Below are 12,178 nucleotides of genomic sequence, written 5' to 3' on the forward strand. Positions count from 1 at the left end.
AGCTCGGTGGTGTACGGGCGCGGGTTGTTGTAGCCGCCCGGGTAGTAGTACTCAAGCACGCCCAGGTCATAGCTGAATTCGGTGCCGGCAACCTTGAAGGTGTTCTTGAAGCCGCCGTAGAAATCCATCTCGACCGGGGCCGAGACCGCCGGGTTGGCATCCTCGAGCCAGCTGATGCTGGAGTTCCAGTTGCCCAGATAGAAGCCGCTTTCGTGGGCGTAGTCAAAGCCACCCTGGATGGCCGGGCGCAGGTTGGTCTGGCTGATGCCGCGATAGCGGTAGTCCGAGACCAGCGACACGTTGGCCGTGAACGTATGCGGCGATGCCGGCTCGGCAGCGGCGGCGGCCGGTGCCGGGGCCGCCGCGTCCGTGCTTTGCGCGTGGGCGGTGGCGGCGGCACTGGTCAGGACAAGCGCGCTGACTGCAAGGGCCAACTTCTTCATGGGTTTCTTCTCCTTTTTTCCTGAGGCTCGGATTTCGTTTCTTGGATTTCGGTGATTCAATGACGCTGGCGCACCAACTACTGCAACTGCCATGCCAGCTCTTCGGAAATCGGCGGCCCATGTTGGCCGTGATGGCGTGCCGTGACCAAAGCCAGACTTGAATCTGCCCTGCAGCGAAGCCAGATCAGGTTAAAAGGTGTGAACGCGGATGCGCCGGAGCTTTCGCCCACGTGCCTCACGGGCGATAATTGAGTCCTGACGGTGGCCGCGTGCGCGACACCCAGGCCGCGCGCCCGCAATCGGGGCGCCCAATTCCTGTGCGAAAGCGCGCTAAACGCCAGATGCCCACCCGGATTGGCACCAGTTAGGTGCGCAAAGGAGAAACCATGAAACCGACCGATCTCTTCAACGACCTGCAGAACAAGGTCAGCGAGGCGCTGCGCAACTCGCCGGCAAGGGACATCGAAAAGAACGTGCGCAGCATGATGACCCAGGGCTTTGCCAAGCTGGACCTGGTCACGCGCGAGGAATTCGACGTCCAGTCGCAGGTGCTGGCCCGCACCCGCGCCCGCCTGGAGGAACTGGAGGGCCGCGTGGCGGAGCTTGAGCGCCGCGCCGGCATCACGCCCGGCGCCGGCTCGGTGGACTCGACCGGGGGCGCGTGAGCACGCCGGTCCTGCCCGATCCAACCCGCCGCCTGAAGGCCGCCACTCCTGGCGGCCTTTTTCGTTAACAGTTCGATGACATGAGCCTTGCCGTCCTACGCAGCCGGGCACTGACCGGCATCGCCGCGCCGCCGGTGCGGGTCGAGACCCACCTCGCCAACGGCCTGCCGGCATTCACCATCGTCGGCCTGGCCGACACCGGCGTGCGCGAAAGCCGCGAGCGCGTGCGCGCCGCCATCCTCAACAGCGGTTACGAGTTCCCCAACCGCCGCATCACCGTCAACCTGGCCCCGGCCGACCTGCCCAAGGAATCCGGCCGCTTCGACCTGGCCATCGCGCTGGGCATCCTGGCCGCCAGCGGCCAGATCCCGTCCGAGGCACTGGATGCTCATGAGTTCGCCGCCGAGCTGTCCCTGTCCGGCGAACTGCGCCCCGTGCGCGGCGCGCTGGCCATGGCCATGGGCCTGGCGCGCGACAACGCCGCCCGCGCCGCCGCCGGCGAGGCGCCGCGCGCCTTCCTGGTGGCCGCAGGCAATGGCGCCGAAGCCGCGCTGATCGAGGACCTGGCGGTGCATGCCGCCGCGACGCTGCGCCAGGCGTGCGACCATCTCTGCCCCCTGCCCGACGCGCGGCTGCCCCGCTCCATGCCGGCGTTGCTGCCCGCCGCCACGGACCGCGGCCCCGACATGCGCGACGTACGCGGCCAGGCCCAGGCGCGCCGGGCCATGGAAGTGGCCGCCGCCGGCCAGCATTCCGCCCTGCTGGTGGGCCCGCCGGGCACCGGCAAGTCGATGCTGGCGCAGCGCCTGCCCGGGCTGCTGCCGCCGATGACGCTGCAGGAAGCACTGGAGTCCGCCGCGGTCATGAGCCTGACGCCGGGCGGCTTCCGCACCGCGCTATGGGGCCAGCGCCCGTTCCGGTCGCCGCACCATACGGCATCGGGGCCGGCCATGGTCGGCGGCGGCGGCAACCCGCGCCCGGGCGAGATCTCGCTGGCGCACCACGGCGTGCTGTTCCTGGACGAGCTGCCCGAATTCGACCGCAGGGTGCTGGAAGTCCTGCGCGAGCCGCTGGAATCCGGCCGCATCACCATCGCCCGCGCCGCCGGCCACGCCGACTTCCCCGCCTGCTTCCAGTTCGTCGCGGCGATGAACCCCTGCCCGTGCGGCTACCTCGGCCATCCCGACCGCCCCTGCCGCTGCACGCCCGACCAGGTGCGGCGCTACCAGTCCCGCATCTCCGGCCCGATGCTCGACCGCATCGACCTGCAGGTGGAAGTCCCAGCGCAGGACCAGGGCGAGATGCTCGACGGCCCGCCTGGCGAACCCAGCGCCGTGGTGCGCACCCGCGTGCTGGCCGCGCGCGAGCGCCAGCTGGCCCGGCAGGGCAAGCCCAACAATGAACTGGGCGGACGCGAGATCGAACAGCACTGCACGATGGAAGCACAGGCGCAGGCACTGCTGCGCGGCGCGATGACGCGGCTGGCGTGGTCGGCGCGGTCGTACTACCGCGTGCTGAAGGTGGCCCGCACCATCGCGGACCTGGAAGGTGCCCAGGTGCTGACCGCCACGCATGTGGGCGAGGCGATCCAGTACCGGCGAGCGTTGCGGATGGCGGGCGGTTGAATGCCTCGGCCTAAGCTACAAGCGAAGCCAGCGTCGCAGCCCGCGTTCGGTCAGCCGCATCACGCCTCCTCAGACCACTGCACGCCTTCGCGCGCCATGAACGCCGACGAAGCCGCCGGGCCCCAGGTGCCGGCGGTATAGGGGCGCGGGCCTTCGTCCTGCTGGCGCCACGCTTCCAGGATCGGGTCGACCCAGGTCCAGGCGGCCTGCAGTTCGTCGCGCCGCACGAACAGCGCCAGCCGTCCGCGTATCACGTCGAGCAGCAGGCGCTCGTAGGCTTCGGCGCGCCGGGTGGTGAAGGCCGAGTCCAGGTTCAGCGCCAGGCTCAGCGGCTTCAGCTTCATGCCCTCGCCTGGCTGCTTGACCATCAGCGTCAGCCGCACCGACTCTTCCGGCTGCAGCCGGATCACCATGCGGTTGGGCTGCAGCGTGCTGCCGGCATCGAAGATCGAATGCGGCACCTCGGCGAAGTTGATCACCACCTCAGTCACGCGCTCCTGCATGCGCTTGCCGGTGCGCAGATAGAACGGCACCTTGTTCCAGCGCCACGTGCCGAGCTCGGCGCGCATCGCGACGAAGGTCTCGGTGCGGCTGTCTGGCGGAATGCCTTCTTCCTGCAGATAGCCGCGCACCAGCTCGCCGGCGATGGCGCCCGCGGTGTACTGGCCGCGCACGGTATTGCGGCGTACGTCCTCGGGCGACATCGGCCGCAGCGAGCGCAGCACCTTGAGCTTTTCATCGCGCACCGCATCGGAGGTGAGCGCTGCCGGCGGCTCCATCGCCAGGATGCTGACCAGCTGCAGCAGGTGGTTCTGCACCATGTCGCGCATGGCGCCGGCCTCGTCGTAGAAGCCGCCGCGCGTGCCCACGCCCACGGTCTCGGCCACGGTGATCTGCACGCTGCGCACGAACGGCGTGCGCCACAGCGGCTCGAAGATCGAATTGCCGAAGCGCAGCGCCATCAGGTTCTGCACCGTTTCCTTGCCCAGGTAGTGGTCGATCCGGTAGGTGCGGTCCTCGCTGAAGTAGCGGCTGACCACCTCGCCGATGCCGATGGCCGAGGCCAGGTCCACGCCCAGCGGTTTTTCCAGCACCAGCCGGGTGTCGTTGGCGATCAGGCCATGGCTGGCAAGGTTGTCGCAGGTGGCCGCGAACAAGCCCGGCGGCATCGCCATGTAATAGATGCGCAGCGCCTCCTGGCGCAGTTGCGCGGCCAGCGCCGGATAGTCCCCGGACTGCGACGCGTCAACGTGCACGAAATCCAGCCGCTGCAGGAAGGTCTGCCATTTGGCCGGCTCGAGATAGCGCGCTTCGACAAAGGGTTGTGCGCTTTCATCGGCAAAATTGACAAAGGCCTCGCGGTCCCAGCGGTGCCGGCCCACGCCGATGATGCGGGTGCCGTCGGGCAGGTTGCCGTCGCGGTGGCACATGTAGAGCGATGGCAGCAGCTTGCGTGCCGACAGGTCGCCGGCGCCGCCGAAGATGACGAGGTCCAGTGGCCGCGCGTCGGCAGTGCCGGAAGAAGAGGCGGTTCGGGTGGTTTGCATGACGGACTCCTTGCTTGCCGGGGCGGCATGGGGCGGTATTGGGGCGGTATGGGCCGGCTCAGCGCGTCTCGGTCACCTTGCGCAGGTACTGCGGCTGGTCGGGATTGCGGCCGCGTGCCAGCGCCAGCGCCTGCGCCGCGACATAGAAGCCCTGGATGGCGCAGACCGGATCGAGCAGCGGATGGCCGGCCGGCACCAGCGGCAACTCCAGGGGCAGCTCCGCATCAACCGTGCCAGGAGGCGCCGCCAGCAGCACGCGCGCACCGCGCTTGCGCATCTCGGCGGCCAGCGCCAGCAGTCCCGCCTGTTCCGGTCCGCGCGGCGCGAACACCAGCAGCGGGTAGCCGTCGCCGATGATTTCCATCGGGCCATGCCGCACTTCGGCGCCGGAGAAAGCCTCGGCCTGGATGCCGGAGGTCTCCTTGAGCTTGAGCGCCGCTTCCTGCGCGATCGCCAGGCCCGCGCCGCGGCCCAGCACGATCATGCGCTCGACGTCGCGCAGCGCTGGCACCAGCGCCGACCAGTCCTGCGCGGCCGCTTGCGCCAGCGCGGCCGGCAAGCCTGCGCAGGCATCGACCAGTTCGTGCTCGCCGCTGCGTGCGGCCTCGAGATGCCCCACCAGCAGCGCCGACATCGACAGCATGGCGATATAGCTCTTGGTCGCGGCCACGCTCTGCTCGGGGCCGGCAAGCAGGGGCAGTTCATGCGCGCACGCCTGCGCCAGCGGCGAATCGGGCGCGTTGACCAGCGCCACGGTGGCGGCGCCGCCGTCGCGCAGCGCTTGCATGGTCTCGACCAGGTCGGGGCTGCGGCCCGACTGCGAGAACGCCACCGCCAGCTGCCCGGCCACGCGCAGCGCGCTGTCGTGCAGCGTCACCGTCGACATCGGCAGCGAGGCCACCGGCACGCCCAGCCGGCGCGTGACCAGCGTGGCGAAGTAGCTGGCGGCATGGTCCGAGCTGCCGCGCGCCACGGTCAGCGCCGCGGGCCAGGCCTGCGCGGCGAGTTGCGCAGCCAGCGCGGCCACGCGCGGCGCCTGCGCCAACTGCGCGGCCACCACGGCCGGCGCGCTCAGCGCCTCTTCAAGCATTCTCGACACAGCATTCTCCTTCGACATAAACGGTGCGCACCAAGAGCGCGCGGTCCAGCACGACCACGTCGGCCCAGCAGCCCTGTGCCAGCATGCCGCGGTCGGACATGCCCAGGTACTGGGCCGGATACAGCGAAACGCGCCGCGACGCATCGGCGAGGTCCAGCCCGATCGACACGAAGTTGCGCAGCGCCTGGTCCATGGTCAGCACGCTGCCGGCCAGCGTGCCATCGGCCAGGCGCACGCTGCCGTGGACCTTGTAGACGGTCTGGCTGCCCAGGTGGTACACGCCGTCCGGCATGCCCGCGGCGGCGGTGGCGTCCGTCACCGCATACAGCCGCGGAATCGCGCGCAGCGCGGCGCGGATCGCGCCCGGATGAACGTGCAGCAGGTCGGGGATCAGCTCGGCAAACTCGGCATGGGCCAGCGCTGCCGCCACCATGCCGGGCGCGCGGTGCTGCAGCGGGGTCATCGCGTTGAACAGGTGGGTGAAGCCGCTGGCGCCGGCATCCAGCGCGGCCACCGCGTCCTCATAGGTGCCCAGCGTGTGGCCCAGCTGCACGCGCACGCCGCGCGCGACCAGCAGGCGGATGATGTCCAGATGCCCCGGCAGTTCGGGCGCCAGCGTCACCACCTTCAGCGGCGCGGCGCCGAGGTACTGCTCCAGTTCTTCCGGCGTGGCAGTGGCCGAGGTATCGGGCTGCGCGCCCAGCTTGCCGGGGTTGATATACGGCCCTTCCAGGTGCACGCCCAGCATGCGCGCCGCGCCGGGCGGGCGCTGCGCGCAGGCGCGGTTCAGCGCTTGCAGTGCGGGCAGCAGCACGTCGTGCGGCGAGGTCATGGTGCTGCCCAGCAGGCTGGTGGTGCCAAAGCGCACATGCGCGCGCAGGATCACCGGCACCGCGGCCTCGCCATCCATGAAGTCCTTGCCGCCGCCGCCGTGGTTGAGCAGGTCGACAAACCCCGGCAGCACGTACGGGGCATCGTTGTGCTCAGGCGAGGCGGGCACGCCCTCGATGCGCGCGATGCGTCCGTCCGGGCCGGCATGGATCTCTCCGAAGATCCAGCCGGCCGGCGTCAGGATGTTTCCTTTCATGGCAATACTCTCCAATACATTCAGATCACCGGCCAGCCACCGTCAGAACAGGTGGATGATGCCGGCATAGGCGCCCTGCTGGTTCGCCCCGGCGCCCGGCATGGTGTCCGGCGACGCCTCCACCGAGAAGGTGGCATTGCGCGAGTTGAACACCGACGCCACCGTGCCATACAGCGAGGTGCGCTTCGACAAGTCATACTTTGCGCCCAGTGTGACAAGCGTGCCATGCCCGCCGCCATTGTTCAGGGTGGCGTAGTAGACGCCGGACAGCAGCGTCAGCGCCGGCAGCAGGCGGTAGTTGGCGCCGACCCATGCCATCTGGCTGCGCGTGGCGGCGTAGGGGTTCTCCGGCGTGGCCACGGTATCGCCCGAGGACACGGTCAGGTTATAGCCGGCGAACAGGCGCAGGTTGTTCAGCGCATAGCTGCCACCGAGCGTGTACTGGCGCGAGTTGACATACAGGTTGTCCATGCGGCCCTGCGTGTCGCGCAGTTCCTCGTAGATGCCGGTCAGGCTCAGGTTGCCCTGCGCGTACTTGACGGCCGCGCTCAACTGCTTGCCGCTGTTGAAGCTGCCCGCCACGCCGTCGCTGCCGGCCTGCGCGCGCACACTCAGCCCGCCCCACACCGGCGAGTTGTAGGTCACGGCATTGGTGCGCGAGCCCCAGTTGCGGCCATAGACCAGCGTCGCGACCGAGCTGGCCTGCAGGCCCATCGGGTCGATCGCGCCGCTCTCGTCGTCGGTCAGGCTCATGGCCCGGCCCAGCAGCAGCGTGCCCCAGTCGTTACTGGCCAGGCCCACTTGCGCGCGCCGGTTGAACAGCGGATCGGAGCGCCCGGTGCCGGAGGTGATCATGCCCTCCAGGTTGAAGACCCCGCGCAGGCCGCCGCCAAGGTCTTCTGCGCCGCGCATGCCCCAGAAGCTGACGCCGTACTGGTTGCTGCCGAAGCGGAAGGTGTCCACGTCGCCGCCCGGGCGGGCGATGCCGTTGACATAGTCGAGGCCGGCCACGGCGCGGCCATACAAGGTGATGCCGGTGCCGGCGGACTGGGCGCAGGCGCCCCCGGCCGACGCTGCGAGCAGCGCCGTCAGTGCAATGCGTTTCACGATCAATGACTCCTGGATAAGCAGACGGTATCCACCGGCGCGGCTGTCGTCGCGGCCGTCGTTGTTGTTGCCGATGGGGAAGGTCGACCCCAGCCGCACGGCTGCGGCGGCGGGGGTCAGGTGGGCATGGCCTGCAGGGCGCGCTCGAAGGCGGCAGCGTGTCCGTCTGCCGCATGGCCGAAGGCGATATGGGCGGTGTCATCGCCGATCCACATCAGCTGGCTGCCCGCAAGGTGGTCGGCGCGCACCCGGGCGCGCTCGCGCACCACCACGCGCAGCCGCGTCAGTGCCACCACGCCGACCGAGGCGATATTGGCGGCGCCGCCCAGCGCATCGATCCACCAGGCGGGATCGAAAGCACCGGCAGCCGGCACGGACGCCTGGGTAGCAACGGCGGGCGCAGCAGCCACCACGGCCGTGGCCTGCGGCGCCTGCTGCAGCACCGCGCGGATATCACCGGCAACCTGCTCGGCCTGCGGCCCGATCACCACCTGCACCACATTGGGCGGGCGCTTGAGCACGCCGCGTACGCCCAGTGCCTTGAGCCGCGGCTCGGACACCGCGCCGATGTCGGCCACGTTCAGCCGCAGACGCGTGGTGCAGGCATCGACCACGACCAGGTTGGCAGGGCCGCCCAGCGCTTCGACATACTGTTGCGCCACGCTGCCCGCGGCCGGCTGCGCGGCACCGCCGGCGGCCGCCACGGGCACCACTTCATCGCGGCCCGGCGTCAGCAGGTTGAAGCGGCGGATAAAGAAGCGGAACAGCCCGTAATAGACCAGCGCATAGGCCAGCCCCAGCGGAATCGCCAGCCAGCCGCGGCTGGACAGCCCGTAGCCCAGCACATAGTCGATCGCGCCGGCCGAGAAGGTGAAGCCCAGCCGGATATCGAGCGCATGGCACAGCGCCATCGACAGGCCGGTCATCAGCGCATGCAGGCCGTACAGCACCGGCGCCAGGAACATGAAGCTGAACTCGATCGGCTCGGTGATGCCGGTCAGGAACGAGGTCAGTGCCATCGAGAACAGCATGCCGCCAACCAGCGCGCGCCGCGCCGGCGGCGTCTCGTGGTACATCGCCAGGCAGGCCGCGGGCAGGCCGAACATCATCACCGGGAAAAAGCCGGTCATGAACAGGCCTGCGCCGGGGTCGCCGGCAAAGTAGCGGTGCAGGTCGCCCGATACCGCCGCCCCCGTGGCCGGATCGGCGTAGTTGCCGAACACGAACCACGCCAGGGTATTGATCAGGTGGTGCAGCCCGGTGACCAGCAGCAGCCGGTTCAGCAGCCCGAACACCAAGGCGCCGGCCGAGCCCGCCGTGGTCAGCCACGCGCCGGCCGCGTTGATGCCGGCCTGCACCGGCGCCCACGCATAGGCCAGCACGATGCCCAGCAGCAGGCAGCACAGCGCGGTGACGATGGGAACGAAGCGCTTGCCGGAAAAGAAGCCCAGATAGGGTGGCAGCGCGACATTGCGATAGCGATTGTAGAGCCCACCCGCCACCGCGCCGGCGACGATGCCGGCCAGCACGCCCATGTCGAGCGATTTGTCGATGGTCTTCAGCACCGTGGTCAGCACCAGGTAGCCGATGGTGCCGGCCAGTGCCGCCGCGCCGTTGTTGTCGCGCGCAAAGCCCACCGCCACGCCGATCGCGAACAGCAGGGCCAGGTTGGCAAAGACCGCGTTGCCGGCCTCGGCCATCAGCTTGATGTCGAATACGTCGGGCTGGCCCAGGCGCAGCAGCAGGCCGGCCACGGGCAGCACGGCAATCGGCAGCATCAGCGTGGCGCCCAGGCGTTGCACCCTGGGCAGCAGGTCCATCTTCATTGGCGTTCTCCGAATCTGTGCGCGCGTGGCGCGTATTGGGTTGTGGTCGACCGGCGCTTATGCCGGCCAGTAGCGGCGGCACGCGTCGCGCACCGCGGCGGCTGACGGCAGCCGCAACAATTCGCCTGCGCGCTGCCGGCAATCGGCATGCGAGAGCGCGCGCACGCGCGCCTTGACGCCCGGCACCAGCCCGGCGTCGACTGACAACTCGGTCACGCCCAGCCCGACCAGCACCGGCACGGCCAGCGGGTCGCCCGCCAGCGCGCCGCACACGCCTACCCAGCGCCCGTGGCGCGCGGCGCCCTCGGTGGTGGCGGCGATCATGCGCAGCACCGCGGGATGCAGGCCATCCATGCGTGCCGCCAGCTCCGGCTGGCAGCGGTCAATGGCCAGGGTGTACTGGGTCAGGTCGTTGGTGCCGATCGAGAAGAAATCGGCGTGCTCGGCCAGCTGGTCGGCCAGCAGCGCGGCGGAAGGGACTTCGATCATCACGCCGACCTCGATCTCGGGATCGGTACCGGCTTCGGCCGCCAGCGCACGGATGCGTTCGCGCCAGGCCAGCAGTTCGCCGACCTCGCTGACCATCGGCAGCAGGATGCGCAGCGGCCCGCTCGCGCGCACTGCAAGCAGGCCGCGCAGCTGGTCGTCCAGCAGTTGCGGGCGCACCTGCGCCAGGCGCACGCCGCGCAGGCCCAGGGCGGGGTTGTCTTCGGCAGGCAGGTGCAGCCAGGCGGCGTCCTTGTCGGCGCCGATATCAAGCGTGCGCACGATCGCGCTGCGGCCCTGCAGGGCATCGGCAATGGCCTGGCAGCTGGCGGTGTGGTCCGCCGCCGCGGGGGCTGCGTCGCCGTGCAGGAACAGCAGTTCGGTGCGCAGCAAGCCGACCGCGTCGGCACCATGCGCCACGGCATTGCGGGCGTCGTCGAGGCTGCCGATATTCGCGGCCACCTCAATAGGCACGCCGTCGCGGGTGCTGGCCGCGGCGTGCGCGGCGCGCAGGTCGGCCTCGCGCTGCTGCGCGCGCAGCCTGACGGCGTTGGCGGCGGCGGCCAGCAAATGCGCATCGGGGCAGGCGTGCAGGCGGGCGCTGTCGCCGTCGGCGATTACCGGCGTGCCGTCCTGCAGGCGCTCCAGCGCGCTGCCCAGAGCCACCAGGCAAGGGATGCCGAGCTGACGCGCGATGATGGCCGCGTGCGAGGTCGGGCCGCCGCGCGCCATCACCAGTGCGGCAACCCGGGTGCGGTCCAGTCCGGTCAGGTCGGACGGCGTGAATTCCCCGGCGGCCAGCACGATGACATCGCCGTCGGCGGCCGGTGCGGGCAGCTGGACCGGGACACTGCCCGCCGGGGCCAGCGCACGCAGCACGCGCTTGCCCAGGTCCAGCAGGTCGGCAGCGCGTTCGGCCATGCGGCGGTCGGCCATCGCGGACAGCATGGCGGCTTCGGCCCGGGTGGCCTCGCGCCAGGCAAAGCCCGCGCTCTTGCCGGCGGCGATCATGGTCTCGGCCGCGGCCTGCAGTGCCGGGTCTTCCAGCAGCGCGCGATGCATGGCGAAGATGCCGGCCTCGGCGCCGGCGCGGCGTGCGGTGGCGGCTTCGCTCTCATGCGCCAGCTGGGCGTCGATGGCCGCCAGCGCGGCGCGCAGGGCCTCGCGCTCGGCAGCAATGCCCTGGCCGGCCTCGGCCGGCTCCGGCGTGGTCTCGCGCCACCAGTGCAGCGTGCCGATCGCGATGCCGGGGGCGGCAGCCACGCCGGGGATGCCATCCGCCGGCAGGCCGGCGCCCGGCCCAGGCTGCGCAATCGGTGCGGCCACCGTGGGCACGGGTTCTTCTTCGCCCACGCCGGCGCGCTGCAGTTCGTATGCGACCGCATCAAGCGCGGCACCGGCATCGCGGCCGGTCGCCACCAGCTCGACCGCGGCGCCCTCGTCGGCGGCCAGGCCCAGCAGCGCCACCAGGCTGGCCAGGCTCGCCTGCCGGCCGCCGTAGTGCAATGCGACGGCGGCGTCCAGGCCGCGCGCGGCTTCGCGCGCCCGTGCCGCGGGCCGCGCGTGCAAGCCGCCAGGGCAGGCGAGCGTGACCGTGCGCCGCAGTTCGGCTGCGCTCGCGTGGTCTTCCTGCGCGGGCGCCGCGGCACCCGCGGCACGCACCTGCAGCAGCACCGTGCGGCCCGCCTCGGCCTGCGCCGCGCCGGTCCTGCCGGCGACCGTGAAGGCATCGCCATTGGCGATTGCCATCACCGTCACCAGGCTCGACGCCTGCTGCGCGACACGGTCGACATCGAAACGGATCAGCGCATCCCCCTGGCGCACGGCAGCGCCCTGCGCCACGCAAGGCGCAAAGCCTTCGCCGCGCAGCGACACCGTATCGATGCCGACATGGAGCAGCACCTGCGCCCCGCACGGAGCCTGCAGCGTCAGGGCGTGGCCGGTGGCGGCCAGGTGGACGATGGTGCCGTCGCAAGGCGCCACCAGCGTGTCGCTCAGGGGGTCGATGGCCAGGCCGTCGCCGAACATGCCGTCGGCAAAGACCGGGTCCGGCACGGCCGCGAGGGGAAGCAGCACTCCGCTCACCGGAGCCCGCAGCAACAGGGTTTCGCTCGTCTCAGCCATTTTGCTTCCAGAAGTCGCGGCGGCCGGTGCAGAAATGCGACGGCGCCAGGGTCAGGCGAAAGATAGACGGCAACCGACAATAAAAATACCAGTGAAAACCACTACAACAATATTGTATCTAAATGGCATCTTTATTGAGGCAAGGCAAAGCAGTCCTTGGATGGTCCTC

At 70.3% G+C, this 12,178-nt stretch carries 9 protein-coding genes; 2 read left to right on the forward strand and 7 right to left on the reverse strand.

All coding sequences use genetic code 11. The features are described 5' to 3' along the window. Positions 1-443: TorF family putative porin (locus tag AC3WRI_RS13275; RefSeq protein WP_492293406.1), on the reverse strand; the 443-nt coding region annotated here is incomplete at its 3' end. 386 nt (positions 444-829) lie between these two features. Here AC3WRI_RS13275 and AC3WRI_RS13280 point away from each other — a divergent pair. Together AC3WRI_RS13280 and AC3WRI_RS13285 are read left to right on the forward strand one after the other, a co-directional pair. After that, the gene (locus AC3WRI_RS13280) at positions 830-1,108 is read left to right on the forward strand and encodes an accessory factor UbiK family protein (RefSeq protein ID WP_010814845.1); all 279 of its coding nucleotides are present in this window, start codon (positions 830-832) and stop codon (positions 1,106-1,108) included. 80 nt (positions 1,109-1,188) lie between these two features. Further along, on the forward strand, positions 1,189-2,733 hold the full coding sequence (locus tag AC3WRI_RS13285; RefSeq protein WP_492293407.1) for a YifB family Mg chelatase-like AAA ATPase: 1,545 nt from the start codon (positions 1,189-1,191) through the stop codon (positions 2,731-2,733). A 59-nt stretch (positions 2,734-2,792) separates the two neighbouring features. Here AC3WRI_RS13285 and zwf read toward each other — a convergent pair whose 3' ends face one another. The 6 genes from zwf to ptsP form a co-directional block, all read right to left on the reverse strand. Next, positions 2,793-4,280 carry a glucose-6-phosphate dehydrogenase gene (gene zwf, locus AC3WRI_RS13290; protein ID WP_010814847.1) on the reverse strand — a complete coding sequence of 496 codons (1,488 nt, stop codon included), beginning with the start codon at positions 4,278-4,280 and terminating at the stop codon, positions 2,793-2,795. A 58-nt stretch (positions 4,281-4,338) separates the two neighbouring features. Further along, positions 4,339-5,370, reverse strand: coding sequence for an SIS domain-containing protein (locus AC3WRI_RS13295; protein WP_492293421.1), 1,032 nt, complete (start codon positions 5,368-5,370; stop codon positions 4,339-4,341). Next, complete coding sequence (nagA, locus tag AC3WRI_RS13300; protein WP_454749521.1) at positions 5,363-6,466, reverse strand: N-acetylglucosamine-6-phosphate deacetylase; 1,104 nt, start codon at positions 6,464-6,466, stop codon at positions 5,363-5,365. The genes AC3WRI_RS13295 and nagA overlap by 8 nt, the downstream gene beginning before the upstream one ends. Before the next feature lie 42 nt (positions 6,467-6,508). Then, a complete protein-coding gene (locus AC3WRI_RS13305; protein ID WP_011614456.1) occupies positions 6,509-7,573 on the reverse strand; it encodes a porin in 1,065 nt (354 codons plus the stop codon). A gap of 116 nt (positions 7,574-7,689) precedes the next feature. Continuing rightward, positions 7,690-9,399, reverse strand: a complete 1,710-nt coding sequence (gene nagE, locus AC3WRI_RS13310; RefSeq protein ID WP_011614455.1) for an N-acetylglucosamine-specific PTS transporter subunit IIBC — start codon at positions 9,397-9,399, stop codon at positions 7,690-7,692. 57 nt (positions 9,400-9,456) lie between these two features. Beyond that, positions 9,457-12,009: a phosphoenolpyruvate--protein phosphotransferase gene (gene ptsP, locus AC3WRI_RS13315; protein ID WP_492293408.1), complete on the reverse strand. Its 2,553-nt coding sequence runs from the start codon at positions 12,007-12,009 to the stop codon at positions 9,457-9,459. Between the last annotated feature and the right edge of the window lie 169 nt (positions 12,010-12,178).

Source organism: Cupriavidus sp. FW305-27 (genome assembly GCF_058787995.1).